The sequence below is a fragment of the Xanthomonas hortorum genome, assembly GCF_024339125.1.
Lineage (GTDB): Bacteria > Pseudomonadota > Gammaproteobacteria > Xanthomonadales > Xanthomonadaceae > Xanthomonas > Xanthomonas hortorum.
Genome location: NZ_CP101417.1, coordinates 913,960 through 931,944 on the forward strand (window position 1 = coordinate 913,960; position 17,985 = coordinate 931,944).

General features: G+C 59.1%; 16 protein-coding genes and 3 pseudogenes. 8 read left to right on the plus strand and 11 right to left on the minus strand.

The genetic code is table 11. The features are described from left to right. Position 1: 1 nt before the first annotated feature. The 3 genes and pseudogenes from NMB96_RS03780 to NMB96_RS03790 all read right to left on the minus strand — a co-directional run bounded on the left by NMB96_RS03780 (position 2) and on the right by NMB96_RS03790 (position 3,680). Positions 2-1,192 carry a DNA cytosine methyltransferase gene (locus NMB96_RS03780; protein WP_255086276.1) on the minus strand — a complete coding sequence of 397 codons (1,191 nt, stop codon included), beginning with the start codon at positions 1,190-1,192 and terminating at the stop codon, positions 2-4. Beyond that, positions 1,161-2,651: a DNA cytosine methyltransferase gene (locus tag NMB96_RS03785; RefSeq protein ID WP_255086277.1), complete on the minus strand. Its 1,491-nt coding sequence runs from the start codon at positions 2,649-2,651 to the stop codon at positions 1,161-1,163. The genes NMB96_RS03780 and NMB96_RS03785 overlap by 32 nt, the downstream gene beginning before the upstream one ends. A gap of 65 nt (positions 2,652-2,716) precedes the next feature. Further along, a pseudogene (locus tag NMB96_RS03790) lies at positions 2,717-3,680 on the minus strand (IS1595 family transposase). A gap of 176 nt (positions 3,681-3,856) precedes the next feature. On the opposite strand from NMB96_RS03790, the gene NMB96_RS23485 reads away from it, so the two are divergent. Next, positions 3,857-4,081 carry an addiction module protein gene (locus NMB96_RS23485; RefSeq protein WP_425520902.1) on the plus strand — a complete coding sequence of 75 codons (225 nt, stop codon included), beginning with the start codon at positions 3,857-3,859 and terminating at the stop codon, positions 4,079-4,081. Between the two features lie 405 nt (positions 4,082-4,486). On the opposite strand, the pseudogene NMB96_RS03795 reads toward NMB96_RS23485, so the two are convergent. After that, positions 4,487-5,362 (minus strand): annotated as a pseudogene (locus NMB96_RS03795) (XVIPCD domain-containing protein); the annotation flags it as partial. Between the two features lie 65 nt (positions 5,363-5,427). Between NMB96_RS03795 and NMB96_RS03800 the strand changes: the two are divergent. Both NMB96_RS03800 and NMB96_RS03805 read left to right on the plus strand, forming a co-directional pair. After that, entirely contained in the window at positions 5,428-6,408 is a 981-nt protein-coding gene (locus NMB96_RS03800) for an IS5 family transposase (RefSeq protein ID WP_183086593.1), read from the plus strand. Positions 6,409-6,590: 182 nt separating this feature from the next. Further along, positions 6,591-7,571 carry an IS5 family transposase gene (locus NMB96_RS03805; RefSeq protein ID WP_183086593.1) on the plus strand — a complete coding sequence of 327 codons (981 nt, stop codon included), beginning with the start codon at positions 6,591-6,593 and terminating at the stop codon, positions 7,569-7,571. A 117-nt stretch (positions 7,572-7,688) separates the two neighbouring features. Here NMB96_RS03805 and NMB96_RS03810 read toward each other — a convergent pair. The 5 genes and pseudogenes from NMB96_RS03810 to NMB96_RS03830 all read right to left on the minus strand — a co-directional run. Then, a pseudogene (locus NMB96_RS03810) lies at positions 7,689-8,264 on the minus strand (XVIPCD domain-containing protein); the annotation flags it as partial. Continuing rightward, positions 8,261-8,623, minus strand: a complete 363-nt coding sequence (locus NMB96_RS03815; RefSeq protein WP_255086278.1) for a hypothetical protein — start codon at positions 8,621-8,623, stop codon at positions 8,261-8,263. The gene NMB96_RS03815 and the pseudogene NMB96_RS03810, both read right to left, overlap by 4 nt. Before the next feature lie 94 nt (positions 8,624-8,717). After that, entirely contained in the window at positions 8,718-9,698 is a 981-nt protein-coding gene (locus NMB96_RS03820) for an IS5 family transposase (RefSeq protein WP_183086603.1), read from the minus strand. Positions 9,699-9,750: 52 nt separating this feature from the next. Next, the gene (locus tag NMB96_RS03825; protein ID WP_255086280.1) at positions 9,751-10,113 is read right to left on the minus strand and encodes a hypothetical protein; all 363 of its coding nucleotides are present in this window, start codon (positions 10,111-10,113) and stop codon (positions 9,751-9,753) included. 427 nt (positions 10,114-10,540) lie between these two features. Continuing rightward, complete coding sequence (locus NMB96_RS03830) at positions 10,541-11,521, minus strand: IS5 family transposase (protein WP_183086593.1); 981 nt, start codon at positions 11,519-11,521, stop codon at positions 10,541-10,543. Between the two features lie 271 nt (positions 11,522-11,792). Between NMB96_RS03830 and NMB96_RS03835 the strand changes: the two genes are divergently transcribed. The 5 genes from NMB96_RS03835 to NMB96_RS03855 all read left to right on the plus strand — a co-directional run bounded on the left by NMB96_RS03835 (position 11,793) and on the right by NMB96_RS03855 (position 15,100). Beyond that, positions 11,793-12,143, plus strand: a complete 351-nt coding sequence (locus NMB96_RS03835) for a SymE family type I addiction module toxin (RefSeq protein ID WP_255086281.1) — start codon at positions 11,793-11,795, stop codon at positions 12,141-12,143. 108 nt (positions 12,144-12,251) lie between these two features. Continuing rightward, positions 12,252-12,500, plus strand: a complete 249-nt coding sequence (locus NMB96_RS03840) for a hypothetical protein (protein WP_023903014.1) — start codon at positions 12,252-12,254, stop codon at positions 12,498-12,500. 662 nt (positions 12,501-13,162) lie between these two features. Then, the gene (locus NMB96_RS03845) at positions 13,163-13,408 is read left to right on the plus strand and encodes a hypothetical protein (protein ID WP_084217841.1); all 246 of its coding nucleotides are present in this window, start codon (positions 13,163-13,165) and stop codon (positions 13,406-13,408) included. Positions 13,409-13,852: 444 nt separating this feature from the next. After that, positions 13,853-14,644, plus strand: a complete 792-nt coding sequence (locus NMB96_RS03850; RefSeq protein WP_255086282.1) for a hypothetical protein — start codon at positions 13,853-13,855, stop codon at positions 14,642-14,644. A gap of 99 nt (positions 14,645-14,743) precedes the next feature. Then, the gene (locus NMB96_RS03855; protein WP_255086283.1) at positions 14,744-15,100 is read left to right on the plus strand and encodes a YfeK family protein; all 357 of its coding nucleotides are present in this window, start codon (positions 14,744-14,746) and stop codon (positions 15,098-15,100) included. A gap of 14 nt (positions 15,101-15,114) precedes the next feature. On the opposite strand, the gene NMB96_RS03860 is transcribed toward NMB96_RS03855, so the two are convergent. Next, complete coding sequence (locus NMB96_RS03860) at positions 15,115-17,211, minus strand: methyl-accepting chemotaxis protein (protein WP_255086284.1); 2,097 nt, start codon at positions 17,209-17,211, stop codon at positions 15,115-15,117. Beyond that, positions 17,211-17,708, minus strand: coding sequence for a hypothetical protein (locus NMB96_RS03865; RefSeq protein ID WP_115037262.1), 498 nt, complete (start codon positions 17,706-17,708; stop codon positions 17,211-17,213). The genes NMB96_RS03860 and NMB96_RS03865 overlap by 1 nt, the downstream gene beginning before the upstream one ends. Between the last annotated feature and the right edge of the window lie 277 nt (positions 17,709-17,985).

A 17,985-nucleotide genomic window follows, 5' to 3' on the forward strand; every position in this document is an offset into this window, starting at 1 on the left:
TTTATATAGCCGTTAGAGAGAACTTGTTAAGGGCTTCCAAAAAACCAGGTGGGAAATTTAAGTTACCCTTGTAAGCTCTATTCAAGAAACCTGTGACCGCGCGAAGAGACAGAGGCTTAGCATCATGTTCAAGAAATTCTCCGATGCCAACGAACCGCGTTGCCACAGGCCAATCCGAAGCGGATGCCTCAAACCGCTTTCCGTTAACCGACCACGCTGCGGATGGCCACTTGCCCTTTAGCGGGAGGTCGTTATTGGCATCGTAGGGCTCTGGATTCTGTAGCTTGGTAGCCAGCCATTCCGAAACAGGCACGGTCACAGAATTGCCTAATAATCGCCATCGAGCCGAAGCCTTTACCACCTCCTCTGCAGGCTTGGTCCAATCGGCTTCGAAACCTTGAAGGCGTTCCGCGTCTCGGATCTCGGGAGTTCCTACTAGCCCGTCCGGAAAAAAAATGGCGGGAGGGGACGGAATACCAATTGTTGAGCCCGCTTTCAGCGGCGGAATGGCGTTGCGGGACAGGCCCATTGCGTATGTTCCTTCCGTCCAATAAAAGCCGATGTGATCGGAGACCGACATCTCGAGATTTCTCTCTTGTCGTTCTTTGCTATCGCCAGAAAGGAGCACTGAACGAGGATCGCCGTGTTTGGATGCTACAAAGTAGACTCGGTGCCGTCGTTGCGGCAGACCAAATGCCTGCGAGTTGATTACACGGTATGCCCAGTTGTAACCGAGTTTCTCGAATCCATCAGCGATGCGCGCCATTGCCTCGCCTCCATTGAGGTGAAGCATGAATCGAACATTTTCTAAGACGACCCATTCGGCTTCGCTGGTAGTAAGTATCCGGAATACTTCATCGACCAAAGAAGATCGATGACCATTGATGCCGATCTTCTGTCCAGAAGAACTCAGGTCTTGACAAGGGAATCCAGCACATAGGACATCGCAATTGCCCAAAGTGTCTATAGCTCGAACATCGTCTATGAGATCCACACCAGGAAATTGGACTCGCAGAACCTGTTGGGCACCGGGGTCAATCTCGCACAAAACTTCTGTTCTATAGCCGGACCTGGAGAATCCGAGTTCTAGTCCACCTATGCCTGCAAATAAACCTACTACTCTTTTTATCGAATTTTTCTTCTTTGACTTGCTGGCCATTTCAATACCCGAACAGAGAGTGGGCGAAAACATAAGACAATTTTGGAGGAACAGCGTTCCCAATCAGTTTCGCTATTGCCGTCCTGGATCCAGCCGTCTCAAACGAGAAGTAATCAGGAAAGAATTGCAGTCTTGCAGCCTCCCGAGCGGTGAGTGTACGTCGTTGCGAGGGATGGACATAGCGCCCCATGCACATGCTGTAAAACCCACTTGTGATCGTCTGTGAGGGCTCGTTCCAACTCAGCTTGCCATAAACACTTTTGTACGAGTGGTTGCCGTGCTGGTGGCAAGGGGGGCGGAGCGAATCAGGTAAGTCCTCGACTTCGTTGTCGAACAGATGATCAATACGCTTTTTGTTGTCTTTGGATGGCGTTGATGGGGTATTTGCCAGGGAGTCGGCCACTGCACATTCGAGATCCTTAATTGCCCACGCAGTGCCTCTTGAGGGTAAGGCATATTTCTGAAGTACTTTTTTGATATCGGGTTGATTAGAGCCGAGGCTTGCCAGGATCACCAAGCGGCGTCGACGTTGGGCCACCCCGATTTCGATGAGATCGACCGCACCCATGTCGATGGCATAGCCAAGCGCTGCGAGTGCCTTGATTGTTTTATCGACCACTCCACCCTTGTCATGTTTGGCACCAAGAACGTTTTCTATGAAAATGACACTTGGCTTGAGAATTTTTGCTGCTCTTGCCATGACGAAATAAAGATCGTTCTTAGGATCATTTCGGCGTGAATAATTATTCAGGTCGGAATGGCCCTGGCAAGGCGGGCCACCTACCAAAATATCCACCTTTCCAATTCTTTTGGCCAGTTCTCTCTCGATGGTCGATATTTCGCTGGCTTCCAGGTCGTCATTGAACATGTTGCGCACATCCGCAACGATGGCATTCGCGGCTGGAAAGTTGGCCTTGTAAACTGCATGTGCAGTTTTCTCGAAATCTACTGCAAGTGGAATTCTTATAGTCTTGCCAAGCGATCTGCAAGCCTCCACAATTCCGAGAGTTATTCCCCCCGCTCCACAGAACAAATCGACAAGAGAGATATCCGCGTCGTCAATGGTAATCATCGGTGGAACTTGATCGCGGAGAAAAGCATGATCGTCTCCTCGAATCTCCAGCTTTCTACAAGCTAGCGTATTGACCGATCGGAGATTATCCCCAGCCTGATTATCATCAATATATGACTCACCTTGTCGGTATTTCGCGAAATTTTCGTCCATTATCCTGCCTTTCTTTTTACTAGGCCTAGTTGAGCCTAGTTCACCAGCTATCGGATTGGTCGAACTAGGCAGAAGCTCAAGCTCCATATCCAACACAGCGAGGACCGCGAGGAGTTTGCGAGACCCGAGTTCGGGAGTACGTCCTCGTTCAAATCTCGACAGACATTCCTGCGTAATTCCTGCCTTCTCCGCGACGACGCCTTGCTTAATTTTTAGATCCTGCCGCCGGCGAGCAACCGCCACTCCAATTTCTTTGATTGTTCGCATCGCTATACACTTTGAACTTCTATTTTGACAATAGTATCAAAAAATTATGTGATTAGCCCTGACTTTCAGCGATGAAAATTGCTCGCCGCACGCAAAACCGGCTCTGGACATGGGTTGGATTGCATCATGGCCGTGGCAAGTCGCGGCAGCATGTCGCGCAAGCAGAATCGACGATTAAAACGATAGGCCGCTTCTCCCAGGTAACGCCTTGCGTATTTGCCTTGCGCGATGGCGTGATATACGCCACTGATGGCGCGTTTGAGATTGCCCAGCACCACGTTGAGCCAACGCGCACCGGCCGCTTCGGTCGCGGCACGACCACCGCCAGTGTCCAGCGTGGTGTGCGCGTGGCCTGCGTCTTCCAGGCGACGGAAGCAGGCCAGCCCATCGGTGTAGACCTCGGATTCGGGCGCCAGACGACGGGGCAATCCAGTCCTGCAGCGAGGTGTTGTCGAAGCTGCGCACCGGCTCGATCACCACAAAGCGCGGCGCGGTGAAGGTGGCATCGGTCTGCACCGCAATCAGGAACGCTTGTTTGTTCTCTGATCCGCGTCCGGCCTTGCCACTGTTACGCTCGCCGCCGAGATAGGTATCGTCGATCTGCACAAAACCCGCCAATTTCCGCGTGGCTTCGCGCTCGGCCATGACCTGCATGATCTTGTGCTTCATCCGCCAGGCGCTCTTGTAGTTCACCTCCAGATGATGCATCAGCTCCAGTGCGGCTATGTTGGTTTTGGTCGAGGTCAGCAGGTGCAACGCCAGCATCCAGGTGCGCAGCGGCAGCTTGGCGCCTTCGAACATCGTGTCTGCAATCAGGCTGGTCTGATGCCGGCACGCGCTGCATTGGGAGTAGATCGCAGCACTCCGCTTGAAACGCGAGCGCACGCGCCCGGCACAAACAGGGCAACGAAAGCCTTGCGGCCAACGCCACTTGTAGAGCGCGCGATAGCACTTGGCCTCGGTGCCGTAGGACGCGAAGAACTCGGACATCGACAATCCCGCTTGAAACTGCACGGCATTGATGCTCATCACGCTACCTCGTTGGCTTCAGGTGACAGCAGCATCCACAAAGCGCGGCGCAGATCCTGCGACTGATGGCTGAGGGTCAGGGCTAATCAGGACAATTCATTCAAGCCGACGCCGCTTCGCGGCTCGGCTTAGTTCAGGCGTTAGCCCCAGAAGAGCATTGGTCTATATTTCCCACTATGCGCCAGCCCAGACCGGACTTCCTCAAGCTCTCCGCGGCCGAGCATATCCAGCTTGTGGAAGACATTTGGGACAGTATTGCTGCTGAGAGTCCAGAGTCTGCGGCGTTGACACCCGCCCAGCTCCAGGCAGTGCAAGCTCGGTTGCAAGAGCACGACTTAGACCCGGCGACTGCGGTGCCCTGGGATCAGGTCCGCGCTGAGCTATTCCAGCGCAATCACTAATGCGTGCCCTCTTTCGGCCTCAAGCCAGGGCTGAGGCTCTTGAGGCGCAGGCCTGGTAAGAGTCTCGCGCTGCCGGACTTGGCCTTGAGTTTGCTTGGGCCTTGGATGCTACCGTAACCGCAGCGGTATGCAGCCCAGAAACGTTCGCTGCTGTTGCGGGTAACTGCCGGTGCGTCTTGCTTCGCAGGTTCCCGTTCTCAATGGTTTATCGCGTTCACGGTGATGAGTTTCTTGTCATTGCGGTGTTCCATCATCGACAAGATCCATCAACACTGGTCCGTCGCGCTGGGGGCTAACAATTCGTTCAAGCCGAACTCGCTTCGTTACGCCAACAAACATAGCAGGTAGAGCTTGCCATGTTGTTGGCTACGCGGCTCGGCCTAACTCTGGTGTTAAGCCTGCGCATCACAGCGACGGAGTGGGCCCAAGCGGCTGCTGTTCCTGTGAACGCTGCTGTTCTAACGATTGTTCCCGCGCGCGGTCTTGTTCAAGGCGTTGGTTGACGGATTCCAGTTGCGAAAAGCTTTCCTGTACCGGGCGTTGGGCTGCTTCGACGGTGGGCATATGCGCACGCAATTTCGCGGGGTCATCCGGTCTGCCCTGCACCAAGAACACCGTTTGTGCAGCAGGAAGATCCTCGGTCTTTTCGCTGAGCAGTACGTGGTCCACCCGGGTTAGCCCATTGTCTTTGGCTAGCGTCAGCAGACTGGCTGTCATTCGTTCACTGGTGGCGTCAAACGTGCGGCCATTCTCGGCGTCCAACTGCTCCACCTTGCTTCGGATCTGCTGATGCATGGCATGGTCCGGGTGGCCCGCCTCTGCAGGCGTCAATGCGCGGCCGGGCTCAATCGGTGGCGCAAGGTTAGGAGAGCTGATGCCGCGTGCGCCAGTGTCGTTGAGCTGGACCATGCCATAGCCGTCCTTGCCCAGGTCAACGATGTTGAACGTCTTCGCAGACCCCAGCTCCAGCCCGTTGCGCTCCAGCTGCCTTGGGTCCAGCCCCAACGACTTTAGATCAATGCGGATTTCTGGAGGCTGCCGATCATGCGCCAGATGCGCGTAGTTCTGTGCGATGTGGCTGATCGGATTGACGCCATAGTAATTCCGGTAATCGGAGTCGCCATATGGGCCTAGCGTGCCGCTGCTGTCATAAAAGCATTGTTCAACAGAGTTGGTCAGCGCATCGTTGCGGGTAAAGGGGTGCTTAGTGAGTGCATCGTAGGTCAGTCCATCTGCGAATTGCGGGGCGCCGTTTGGTTGCCGCACCACGCAGCGGTTGCTAGGGAACCTCTGAACAACGCACCACAGATACGCGACACTACCCGCCTGATGTTGAGGAGTGATCCATGCAACTGACGTTCGGTGACGCTGAGGGCCTGGGCAAGCGCAAGCAGACCCGGCGCGAGATCTTTCTGGCCGAGATGGAGCAGGTGGTTCCGTGGCAGCAACTGCTCGGTCTGATCGCGCCGCACTATCCGGTATCGGGCCGGCCAGGTCGGCAGCCGTACGCACTGGCGACGATGTTGCGGATTCATCTGCTGCAGCAGTGGTATGCGCTGAGCGATCCGGCGATGGAAGAAGCACTGCACGAGATCCCGACCTTGCGGCGGTTTGCCCAGCTCGGTGGCTTGGACAACGTTCCGGACGAGACCACGATTCTCAACTTTCGGCGCCTGCTGGAGACCCATGGCCTTGCCGCGCGGATGCTGGAAGCGGTCAACGCGCATCTGGCGCGCAAGGGCCAGAGCCTGCGGTCGGGCACGATCGTCGATGCGACGCTGATCGCGGCGCCCAGTTCGACCAAGAATGCCGACAACGCGCGCGACCCTGAGATGCATCAGACCAAGAAGGGCAATCAGTGGTATTTCGGGATGAAGGCGCACATCGGCGTGGATGAATTTTCCGGGTTGGTGCACCACGTCCATTGCACAGCCGCCAACGTCGCCGATGTCACGGTGATGCACACGTTGCTGCATGGCAAAGAAGACAGCGTGTTCGGCGATAGCGGCTACACCGGTGCGGACAAACGCGAAGAACTGCAGGCCTGCAAGGCTGCATTCTTCATCGCCGCCAGGCCCTCGACGATGCAAGCCCTCGGCAACAAACGCGAGCGTGCTCGGGAAAGACGTTGGGAACACTTCAAGGCCAGTGTGCGCGCGAAGGTGGAGCATCCATTCCGGGTGATCAAGCGCCAGTTCGGCTACACCAAGGTCCGCTATCGCGGCCTGGCCAAGAACACCGCGCAGGTGCTGACCTTGTTTGCGCTATCGAACCTGTGGATGAAGCGAAAGCAGTTACTGCCGACGATGGGGAACGTGCGCCTGTAACCCGGGCAACACCCTGCAAACGCGCCGGAAACGGCAAAAAAATCGAGGATCTGAGCGCCGTCAGCCTGGTCGATGTGGTTAGGCTCATCCTCCGATGCCGTTGATCAGACCATCCCTAGGGAACCTCTGAACAACGCACCACAGATACGCGACACTACCCGCCTGATGTTGAGGAGTGATCCATGCAACTGACGTTCGGTGACGCTGAGGGCCTGGGCAAGCGCAAGCAGACCCGGCGCGAGATCTTTCTGGCCGAGATGGAGCAGGTGGTTCCGTGGCAGCAACTGCTCGGTCTGATCGCGCCGCACTATCCGGTATCGGGCCGGCCAGGTCGGCAGCCGTACGCACTGGCGACGATGTTGCGGATTCATCTGCTGCAGCAGTGGTATGCGCTGAGCGATCCGGCGATGGAAGAAGCACTGCACGAGATCCCGACCTTGCGGCGGTTTGCCCAGCTCGGTGGCTTGGACAACGTTCCGGACGAGACCACGATTCTCAACTTTCGGCGCCTGCTGGAGACCCATGGCCTTGCCGCGCGGATGCTGGAAGCGGTCAACGCGCATCTGGCGCGCAAGGGCCAGAGCCTGCGGTCGGGCACGATCGTCGATGCGACGCTGATCGCGGCGCCCAGTTCGACCAAGAATGCCGACAACGCGCGCGACCCTGAGATGCATCAGACCAAGAAGGGCAATCAGTGGTATTTCGGGATGAAGGCGCACATCGGCGTGGATGAATTTTCCGGGTTGGTGCACCACGTCCATTGCACAGCCGCCAACGTCGCCGATGTCACGGTGATGCACACGTTGCTGCATGGCAAAGAAGACAGCGTGTTCGGCGATAGCGGCTACACCGGTGCGGACAAACGCGAAGAACTGCAGGCCTGCAAGGCTGCATTCTTCATCGCCGCCAGGCCCTCGACGATGCAAGCCCTCGGCAACAAACGCGAGCGTGCTCGGGAAAGACGTTGGGAACACTTCAAGGCCAGCGTGCGCGCGAAGGTGGAGCATCCATTCCGGGTGATCAAGCGCCAGTTCGGCTACACCAAGGTCCGCTATCGCGGCCTGGCCAAGAACACCGCGCAGGTGCTGACCTTGTTTGCGCTATCGAACCTGTGGATGAAGCGAAAGCAGTTACTGCCGACGATGGGGAACGTGCGCCTGTAACCCGGGCAACACCCTGCAAACGCGCCGGAAACGGCAAAAAAATCGAGGATCTGAGCGCCGTCAGCCTGGTCGATGTGGTTAGGCTCATCCTCCGATGCCGTTGATCAGACCATCCCTAGACCTGTCTAGCAATTCCCGCTCAACCACGTCGTCGGGCATCTGAGGGTTCAGATGTTTGATTCGATCGTGCAGGGCACGCATCCCTGAGATTTCCGACAGCGCTTCGTCTGCGCGCGTCGAATCCAGGTAACTACGCGTAGGGCCCGTCAGGTCGACCTGATGCTCCCGATTTTCATAGGCCTCCTGCATTCGATTGCCCATACTTTTTCCGAACTCGGCAAGGGCGTCGGCACGATGCTGGGCCAACACACCATGCATCGTTTCATGGCCCATGACCTCGGTCAGATAGTCGATACGCTCTGATCCTGCGAAGTCTTTAAACGCCGCTTCACTGATATTGAGCGTGCCTGCCTTGCCGTGCTTACCATCCTGGAAGTGACCCCCGTTGTTCTGTCCGTGCGAGACAGCAATAGCGCCAATTCGGCCTTTCTCAATTGCATCACCTAACAGGTTCGACAGATAGGGTGATTCGGCAATTGTCTGCCGGATGCTCGCCTCGGCACCAGCAGGAAGCGCAGGGTCCTTTGCCATCTGGGCGAGCAAAGGCTCGATACGCGTGTCAACTCGAATCATGGCTTGCCTCCATCGATTTTCACGCTGTAAACGCATTCTTTTTGACTGCTTTGTTCATTGGTTCGATAGAGAAGCAATGAGACTGAGAAAATCTGACTCCCGCCATTGATCGCGCGCCAATGCTGGCGTAGCCAGCCACCCTGGAACGGCCGCTGGCCGCCGCGCGTGTATCCCATCGCTTCAAGCGCTTTGGACAGTGCTTCTGCTTCCCAGATGCAGGTCGACGTAGGCAGGCGCGTGGGATCACTATGGTCAGGCAGAGTCACTGCAATCTCTATTCGCGAGAATCCATCTTTCGTTGGACGATGTGTCGCGTAGAGTGCATAGCCATCGGCTAGGGATGGTCTGATCAACGGCATCGGAGGATGAGCCTAACCACATCGACCAGGCTGACGGCGCTCAGATCCTCGATTTTTTTGCCGTTTCCGGCGCGTTTGCAGGGTGTTGCCCGGGTTACAGGCGCACGCTCCCCATCGTCGGCAGTAACTGCTTTCGCTTCATCCACAGGTTCGATAGCGCAAACAAGGTCAGCACCTGCGCGGTGTTCTTGGCCAGGCCGCGATAGCGGACCTTGGTGTAGCCGAACTGGCGCTTGATCACCCGGAATGGATGCTCCACCTTCGCGCGCACGCTGGCCTTGAAGTGTTCCCAACGTCTTTCCCGAGCACGCTCGCGTTTGTTGCCGAGGGCTTGCATCGTCGAGGGCCTGGCGGCGATGAAGAATGCAGCCTTGCAGGCCTGCAGTTCTTCGCGTTTGTCCGCACCGGTGTAGCCGCTATCGCCGAACACGCTGTCTTCTTTGCCATGCAGCAACGTGTGCATCACCGTGACATCGGCGACGTTGGCGGCTGTGCAATGGACGTGGTGCACCAACCCGGAAAATTCATCCACGCCGATGTGCGCCTTCATCCCGAAATACCACTGATTGCCCTTCTTGGTCTGATGCATCTCAGGGTCGCGCGCGTTGTCGGCATTCTTGGTCGAACTGGGCGCCGCGATCAGCGTCGCATCGACGATCGTGCCCGACCGCAGGCTCTGGCCCTTACGCGCCAGATGCGCGTTGACCGCTTCCAGCATCCGCGCGGCAAGGCCATGGGTCTCCAGCAGGCGGCGAAAGTTGAGAATCGTGGTCTCGTCCGGAACGTTGTCCAAGCCACCGAGCTGGGCAAAGCGCCGCAAGGTCGGAATCTCGTGCAGCGCTTCTTCCATCGCCGGATCGCTCAGCGCATACCACTGCTGCAGCAGATGAATCCGCAACATCGTCGCCAGTGCGTACGGCTGCCGACCTGGCCGCCCCGACACGGGATAGTGCGGCGCGATCAGCCCGAGCAGTTGCTGCCACGGAACCACCTGCTCCATCTCGGCCAGAAAGATCTCCCGCCGGGTCTGCTTGCGCTTGCCCAGGCCCTCAGCGTCACCGAACGTCAGTTGCATGGATCACTCCTCAACATGAGGCGGGTAGTGTCGCGTATCTGTGGTGCGTTGTTCAGAGGTTCCCTAGAGCTGCATCTTTCAGTTCACGCCACGGGTATGCCGGATCAGACGGGGGTCCGAGCTTGATCCCAAGTGCTGACTCCATTTGTGGGTAATCCAGATCCGCTGGCACTGTCAGTCTATCGATGAAGCGCAGCAGCCGGCGCTCCAGTTCTTGAAGAGTGGTATTGGCAGAGACAACCTCCGCCCCATTGTTGGTACTTTTGCCCTTTTTCTGAGGGGGCGGCGGCACTGTGGCAGCAGATGACGTACCTGCATCCCGTCTTGCTTCACTAGGCGTGCGAGTGCATGCACTCGGCAGCGCTATCGCAATCATCAGCAAAGGAAGCAGGCTTCGGGAGAAATTGCTGTTCATTGGGTTCCTGTTGACCGGCGTGACATTGCAATACTGGCTCATAGTCACGCGTGCAATTGGTACATCTGCGCTACCGAGCCCGAAACTGATGGGCGCAACATTGATGGATAGAGCGTGAGGAGCATTTGTCGGAGTGTAGCGAATGTGCATTGACTAACCCGCTCTTGACCAATGCCCAGCTCTGACTTTGCCGAGTGAAGCGCTAACGCACAGATCTTCTATCAACGCTATACAGAGCGCCAGCATCAACCGGTTGACATGTCACGCAGCGCGTAGCAGTCTCCTCGGCAAGGAGCGTAGAAACTCCCCTAAGGATGGTCTGATCAACGGCATCGGAGGATGAGCCTAACCACATCGACCAGGCTGACGGCGCTCAGATCCTCGATTTTTTTGCCGTTTCCGGCGCGTTTGCAGGGTGTTGCCCGGGTTACAGGCGCACGTTCCCCATCGTCGGCAGTAACTGCTTTCGCTTCATCCACAGGTTCGATAGCGCAAACAAGGTCAGCACCTGCGCGGTGTTCTTGGCCAGGCCGCGATAGCGGACCTTGGTGTAGCCGAACTGGCGCTTGATCACCCGGAATGGATGCTCCACCTTCGCGCGCACACTGGCCTTGAAGTGTTCCCAACGTCTTTCCCGAGCACGCTCGCGTTTGTTGCCGAGGGCTTGCATCGTCGAGGGCCTGGCGGCGATGAAGAATGCAGCCTTGCAGGCCTGCAGTTCTTCGCGTTTGTCCGCACCGGTGTAGCCGCTATCGCCGAACACGCTGTCTTCTTTGCCATGCAGCAACGTGTGCATCACCGTGACATCGGCGACGTTGGCGGCTGTGCAATGGACGTGGTGCACCAACCCGGAAAATTCATCCACGCCGATGTGCGCCTTCATCCCGAAATACCACTGATTGCCCTTCTTGGTCTGATGCATCTCAGGGTCGCGCGCGTTGTCGGCATTCTTGGTCGAACTGGGCGCCGCGATCAGCGTCGCATCGACGATCGTGCCCGACCGCAGGCTCTGGCCCTTGCGCGCCAGATGCGCGTTGACCGCTTCCAGCATCCGCGCGGCAAGGCCATGGGTCTCCAGCAGGCGCCGAAAGTTGAGAATCGTGGTCTCGTCCGGAACGTTGTCCAAGCCACCGAGCTGGGCAAACCGCCGCAAGGTCGGGATCTCGTGCAGTGCTTCTTCCATCGCCGGATCGCTCAGCGCATACCACTGCTGCAGCAGATGAATCCGCAACATCGTCGCCAGTGCGTACGGCTGCCGACCTGGCCGGCCCGATACCGGATAGTGCGGCGCGATCAGACCGAGCAGTTGCTGCCACGGAACCACCTGCTCCATCTCGGCCAGAAAGATCTCGCGCCGGGTCTGCTTGCGCTTGCCCAGGCCCTCAGCGTCACCGAACGTCAGTTGCATGGATCACTCCTCAACATCAGGCGGGTAGTGTCGCGTATCTGTGGTGCGTTGTTCAGAGGTTCCCTAACAGCGGTACCCACCTCCGTCAAACCGGTGGGTTTTTTGTGCCTGCAGTTTCTTGTGGGTGCAACCGACGCGATGCCTGCGTCGGGAGGGCGGCTAATACAACACCCCTCGGGGAAATACGCCCGCCGACTGTTAGCGGTTTCTAACCTCCCGACATCCCGTCGCCATCCGGCGACGGGGCCTGTTCGTCAAGGAGGGCTTTGCCATGCGTCGACCCACGTCCCGTCCCACATCAGCACGCAAGCGCGCCACGGTGCCGCCGCCCCGCGAGATCGGCTGGCACTCGCTCGACCCCTCGATCAAGCCACGGCCCTACGTCGAGCGCACCCCCATCCCCCAACCCCGCACCGAAGCCCGCCCACCGCGTCCCGGCCACCCGCGTGCCCCGCAACACTGCACCGTCGGCTACGGCTATTACCCCGCCAGCGACCAACGCGTGCCCACGCTGCGCCTGCGCGGCCGCTGGCTGGAACAACTGGGCTTTGCCATCGGCAGTAAGCTCCACATCCGCCTACGCGATGGCGAGTTGGTCGTCAGCCTGGCACCCGCCGACTGAGCCGGTGTGCCGCACACGCGCAGCATGCACGTGCGCGCCCGCATCGAGTGCAACGCGCATGTCGCACACCGTGCGCGCTCACAGCTCCCCGCGCCGAGGAGGACACAGATGGACCACCCCGCCGTCGTCTTGCATCTCACGCTGGACCAACGCGACCAGCTCGACCGCCTGCTACGCATCCTCATCGCCCACGGCGACGTGATCGCCATGAGCAAACCGGAGTGCCTGGAGGTGCAGACGCTGCCAACGTTGGGACAAGCCATCTTCGATGCCGCCCATGCCGTGCGCGAGATGCTTGAGCAGCGGGTGGAGCAAAGGCCGGGCAGGTCGTATCTGCACGCCGAAGATGGCGGCTAGGTTGGCTTGGACCTACTGTTGGCTCACTTGTTGTCGCATGACGGCATCTTGAAATCTCAGCGACTTGCCTCGTTACGTCGCACGTCGTCGAACGTAACGCGATGTCCCTGCAAAGATGCGGCATGGCACCTGGTAATGGGCAGCCGCACTGCTGCGAAGGCCGTGCGATTCACAGGCTTGCAGCGATTGACGGCCGTCAACGCCTCGGCGAGGATCGTGTTACACCGCGCTCAAGCGGCCCAATGATAGCCAGGCGGCTTGGAGGTTTCGATGGAGTGGATGCTTCTATTGGGTGCGGTGCTTGCTCTTGGCAATATCATTGCGTCGGTAGCAGTACTTCGCGTTTCGGTGCTCTCGCCATCACAACGCGTACTACAACTTGCCCTCATCTGGCTTGTTCCAGTCATTGGCGCGGTCGTTTGTGGCGCGTTTGCTGCTTCTCAGGCACTTGGCCCCACATCGTCCAGTACAATTGACCCGCTTTATCCATCATCCGATGGTAGCGCATCGGAGGTTCAAGACCTTGGGTTCTCTGGCTGCGATGCCGGGGACTCTAGCTGCGCCGGGAGCAGTGACTAATGGCGACGCCTGGCAATCCATTCAAGCCGAACCCGCTTCGCCGCGCGGTTTAATTAAAGCGTTAGGCGGCACAGGAGATTTTCATGGCAAAAAATAAGGACTATTGGTTTCCTGCCAAGACTTATGGATGGGGCTGGGGTCTTCCCACTGCTTGGCAAGGATGGCTTGCCTATGGCCTTGCAGCCGCCTTCATTGCTGGCGGCGCCTTCATCTTTTCACCAGTCGGTCGCCCGCTCGCTTTCCAAATCTACACGTGGACCGTCGCTCTGCTCCTTGTGGCCGTATGTTGGATCAAGGGTGAGCCACCGAGCTGGCGTTGGGGCAAGTAGGGGTGCCGCCTAACAATTCATTCAAGCCGAACCTGCCTCGCGAATCGGCTTAATTCAAGTATTAGGCCGCTTTGCACATGCGCACCTATCCGAAATCATCAAAGACATCAGTGGCGGATCGCGCTCTTCGGCTATTCGCTGTACTACTCGTCTTCTTCGGTGTTTCAGGCACCCTTACTTGGTGGCATCACACCAGAACGCTCTCGCCCTGCGCCACTTCTGGCTCCATCGCAAGAGATCCGGTCGCGTGTCATTCTGACCTTTGGCTGTTTGGCACATCCTGGGCCGGGCTTGCCACTTTTTTGTTTACGCTCTTTGGCGTCTGCTTGCTCTTTTCATGGGGATGGTCCTTGACTCGCCGCAAGCAAAGCTGAAGCCTTAAAATGTATCCAATCGCTCAGCGCTCCAATCTGCCACTCACGCATTACCACCGCCAAGGAAAGCATGTTCTCCATCTTCAAGAAGAAAGCCGCTCCGTTACTGATCGTTCGAGCCGATGGGCAAGAGTTGTGTCGCGTTACCCAGAGCGATGTCCCGTGTGAGATCAAACCTTCCGCATGGTTGAAGGCCAATAGCGTCCTGGAATTTGTCGACTCGGCGGGAGCGGTGCATCGGCATGAACTTGGTGCTGCGACGGGGTGGTTCCACTTTTCCGTTCGCGTGCATCCCAACCTCGGGTGCCAGGCAGACTGTGTCATTTCGCAGACCGAGCAGCTCGATCCAGACGCGTTTGCGAATGGCCAAGCATCCGGGATCAGGTTTCAGCCGTTCTTCCTGCCGGGCGCCAGCGTCAGCAGTTCCGCACTTGCAGGCAAGGGACTTTTTGCCAGGGGCCTGCACTTCAGCGGATTAGTCACCGGTGGCAACGTGCTGCTTTCTTGTGAATGTGATCACTGCAAACGTTCGTTCCTGATCCGCTCCTATCACGCAGGCTTTAGCAACGCGGGATACTTCTACTCGGGGTCTGGCAGTTACACCATCACGGTCGATAGCCATCTGCCGGGCAGCCCTGCAGCGCTGTCCGAGCCCGACGCCGAAGCGCTTGCTGCGCTGGAAGACGCACTGCCATTGGCACCGGATGGGTCCCGCTACGCCTACCTCAATCCCTTTCGCTGCCCGCATTGTTCCGAGCCTTACATCGATTTTGAGGCAAATCCAGGTTTGCGGAAGGGCGAGTATTACGGGAATTACTTTGAGGGTTCGACGCTGTTGCGCTACGTCCCTGAGCCTGTTTAGCGTCAGTGGACCGAGCTTTGAAAGGAAGGTCGGCCACTGTCACTTCGACCGATCAGCGTGCCTGCTGAGATGGTGACCTGTTGCGCTAAGATTCGGCTGATGAACGCTAAATTTTTTCTGATTGCACTCCTGCTGAGCGCCTCTGCATCGGCGCAAGGTGTTTCGCCGGCCACGACGCGTGAGGTTGGTCAGCTTTTCAAAGTCCTTGCGCAATCCAACTGCGAATTTTCGCGCAATGGGTCGTGGTACGCGGCGCCGAAAGCCAGCGAACACCTGCAGCGCAAGTACGAGTACCTGCAGAAGAAGGGGCTGGTGACGTCTACCGAGTCCTTCATTGAGCTTGCCGCCACCAAGAGCAGCATGTCGGGCACGCCGTATCAGGTGCGTTGCGGCAACGCTGCGCCGGTATCGAGCCAATCCTGGTTCACTGGCAAGCTGCGGGAGCTGCGTAACTAATACGCAAGCGTCGATCAGGCAACCCGCAGCCTCTGCACTACATCAGCGCTGCCATCGCGCGTCTCCGCCACAAACGCACTCACTGCATCTTCCAGCTGCGCGGCATGGTCGCCCATGGCGCGTGCGGCGGCGCTGGCGTCTTGCATACGGGTGACGCCGTCGCGCATGTCGGTGTCCACGCCGGCGAGGGTGTGATGCACCTGCGCAATGCTGCCGGCCTCTTGTTGCGAGGCGACGGCGATCTTGCTGAGCGTGCTGCTGACTTGGCCGATGGTGCTGACGATGTGCTGCATGCCTTCGCCTGCGTGGCGGACCTGTTGCACGCCGGCTTGCATATGCATGACCGATTCGCCGATCAGCGTCTTGATCTGGCTGGCGGCGGTGGACGAGCGTAGCGCCAGCGCGCGCACTTCGCTGGCGACCACGGCAAAGCCGCGACCTTCGTGGCCAGCGCGTGCGGCTTCGACGGCGGCGTTCAAGGCAAGGATATTGGTCTGGAAGGCGAGGCCGTCGATGACCGAGACGATGTCCTGGATACGCCGCGAGGCCTGCTCCATCTGCTGCATGGTGCCCATCGCCTGATGCATGGTGTCGCCGCCAGTGCGTGCGGCCTCGGATGCGGCGGCGGTGAGTTTGTCCGCATCCGCTGCCTGCGCGGTGTGCTGCTGCATGGTGCCGAGCACTGCCTGCATCTGGGTGGCAGTGCGGCCCAGGGTGGCCGATTGGCGCTGCACCTGCTGCTCCAACGCATCGTTGCGGGTGAGGATCTGGCCGGCGGCGTGATTGATGGCGGTGCTGGAGCTGCGGATCTGCGTGATGATGCGCGCCAGCTCGTCGGCGGTGGCGTTGGCATCGCGCTTCATCTGCTCGAACACGCCTTCGCAATGACGATCGATGCGTTGCGACAGGTCGCCACGCGACATCGCCGCCAGCATGCGGCGCATGTCCTGCAGGCTGTCGTCGGTGATGGCGAGGAATTGATTGATGCCATCGGCCAGCTGGCCGAGCGTGCCGCCCTTGGCGTGCCCTTGCAGCCGTGCGCCAAGCTCGCCACGCGTGGCATGGGCAATGACCGTGGCCAGTTGTGCTTCCAGCGCCAGTTCCTGGGTGCGGTCTTGCCACTCCACCACCACGCCTAGCGAGGCGCCGTCGTGATCGCGAACTGGGGTGATGTTTTCCTGTAGCTGCAGCGCAGCGAGCGCACGCGTTCTGCTGGTGCCGGCCTCATGCCCCAACTGCACGGCATCGGCAAGCGCGGTGTGCAGCACGTGGGTGTCGACCTGGGTGCTCAGTTGCTGGAACGACTGATTGCGGTAGATGGCAGCGCCCTGCCCGTCGACGATGGCCACCGCCATCGCCGATGCATCCAGCGCCAGGCGGATGCGCCGATTTTCCAGCAGTAATTGCTGTTGTTGGGCGATGCGCTCTTCCACCTGCACGCTCATGCGCACCAGCGCCTGCGCCAGCGATCCGCTGCGGAAGCTCTGCTGCAGGATGGCAGGCGGCAAGGTGGCGCCGGTTGCCAGGGTGTCGGCCAGTTCCACCAGCGATTCGGCCTCGTGGTCGAGCGCATCGACCTGGCGACGTAGTTGAATCGCCATGACGCAGACAAAGGCGGTTTCGACGATCACATAACCGGCATGCAGCAGCACGATGCCGAAGCCGCTGCCGACAGTGAACGCCTGCACCGGCATGCCACGCGATTGCAGCCAATAGAACGCCAGGTGATGCACGGCGATGGCACCGGCGGCGACCACCACTGGCAGCCAGTCGCGGTAGTAGAGCAGCAGCGCCAGGATCACGAAGACGCCGAAGTGCATCTCTACCAGTCCGTGCGCTTGCTGGATGGTGGCAGCGACCAGGGCCATCAGCACCAAGGCGTTGGTGATACGGGTCAGGCGCGTGCCGGGGTTGGCATGCACCTGCCAGGCCATCAGCAGCAGGCTGGGCAGCGTGACGGCGAGAAAGGTGGTCCACTGGCCTTGGTACCAAGCCAGGCCCAGCGAGCCACTGCTCTGCAGCACGGCCAGCCACAGAAACAGCCGATCGGCCTTGATCGCCAGGCGGGTGGCGTAGGTGGAGGTCGGCGATGCCGATGCGGACAGTTCCATCATGACAGCGACTCCACGGCACAAGGACAAGGGAAAGCCACCGCAGCACTCGCAGTGCGCGCCAGCACGTTGGGAAGCCAGCGCGACCAATCGGCTGCGCCTGCCGTGCCGCACACGGCACCGCCGTCGGCCGGACCGGCATAGCGCGGTTGGCCGTCAGCGCCGAGCAACCACACCGAATAGCCGCTGCCACGCAGCGTTGGCATGTCGAGCATGCGCACCTGGCCGCCACGCGCACGCACCGCGCTGCTGAGCACGGCCCAGGCGCGATTGGATGCAAGGTCGGTACAGGCGCAAGCGCCTGCGACGCCGATCAACATCGGCGCCTGCTGCGTGGCCGGCAGGCTGGCCTGCACCTGCGCCCAGGCACTGGCCACGTCGTTGCTCGGCATGCGTGGCGTGGACCAGGCCACGGCGATCCAGCCGCACCACAGCGCGAGCAGGGCAACGCCCAGGGTGCGTCGCGTTGAGGCGGACAAGGTGCCGAAGACAGGCATGGCGTAGCGGGTTCGCGAGATAAGGTGAGCCCTTATCGGGTGCGAGCGCTTACGCTTGAGCCGGCTTTCGATTGAAGTTTGCGATGACAGCGATAGGCCGCGGCATAGGGCTTACGCCGTAAGGGTTTGCGCGCCGCAGCCGGCATGATTGCGCTACCAGGCGTTTATCCCGCGCGGGATTTTGTGAGCATGCGCTCACATCGTTGCACTGGGTCCATTGCGGAGACGCAAGCCGCTGGCGAGTGCCAGGCGGCAACAGTCGATCCATGTTTGGCAC

Bases quoted from the DNA above. Each gene is read 5' to 3' on its own strand.
- NMB96_RS03825 (WP_255086280.1), bottom strand. From the start codon at position 10,113: ATGAACAGCAATTTCTCCCGAAGCCTGCTTCCTTTGCTGATGATTGCG.
- NMB96_RS03845 (WP_084217841.1), top strand. From the start codon at position 13,163: ATGGCAAAAAATAAGGACTATTGGTTTCCTGCCAAGACTTATGGATGG.
- NMB96_RS03835 (WP_255086281.1), top strand. From the start codon at position 11,793: ATGCGTCGACCCACGTCCCGTCCCACATCAGCACGCAAGCGCGCCACG.
- NMB96_RS03865 (WP_115037262.1), bottom strand. From the start codon at position 17,708: ATGCCTGTCTTCGGCACCTTGTCCGCCTCAACGCGACGCACCCTGGGC.
- NMB96_RS03860 (WP_255086284.1), bottom strand. From the start codon at position 17,211: ATGGAACTGTCCGCATCGGCATCGCCGACCTCCACCTACGCCACCCGC.
- NMB96_RS03785 (WP_255086277.1), bottom strand. From the start codon at position 2,651: ATGCGAACAATCAAAGAAATTGGAGTGGCGGTTGCTCGCCGGCGGCAG.
- NMB96_RS03815 (WP_255086278.1), bottom strand. From the start codon at position 8,623: ATGCCGTTGATCAGACCATCCCTAGCCGATGGCTATGCACTCTACGCG.
- NMB96_RS03855 (WP_255086283.1), top strand. From the start codon at position 14,744: ATGAACGCTAAATTTTTTCTGATTGCACTCCTGCTGAGCGCCTCTGCA.
- NMB96_RS03850 (WP_255086282.1), top strand. From the start codon at position 13,853: ATGTTCTCCATCTTCAAGAAGAAAGCCGCTCCGTTACTGATCGTTCGA.
- NMB96_RS03800 (WP_183086593.1), top strand. From the start codon at position 5,428: ATGCAACTGACGTTCGGTGACGCTGAGGGCCTGGGCAAGCGCAAGCAG.
- NMB96_RS23485 (WP_425520902.1), top strand. From the start codon at position 3,857: ATGCGCCAGCCCAGACCGGACTTCCTCAAGCTCTCCGCGGCCGAGCAT.
- NMB96_RS03805 (WP_183086593.1), top strand. From the start codon at position 6,591: ATGCAACTGACGTTCGGTGACGCTGAGGGCCTGGGCAAGCGCAAGCAG.
- NMB96_RS03780 (WP_255086276.1), bottom strand. From the start codon at position 1,192: ATGTTTTCGCCCACTCTCTGTTCGGGTATTGAAATGGCCAGCAAGTCA.
- NMB96_RS03820 (WP_183086603.1), bottom strand. From the start codon at position 9,698: ATGCAACTGACGTTCGGTGACGCTGAGGGCCTGGGCAAGCGCAAGCAG.
- NMB96_RS03840 (WP_023903014.1), top strand. From the start codon at position 12,252: ATGGACCACCCCGCCGTCGTCTTGCATCTCACGCTGGACCAACGCGAC.
- NMB96_RS03830 (WP_183086593.1), bottom strand. From the start codon at position 11,521: ATGCAACTGACGTTCGGTGACGCTGAGGGCCTGGGCAAGCGCAAGCAG.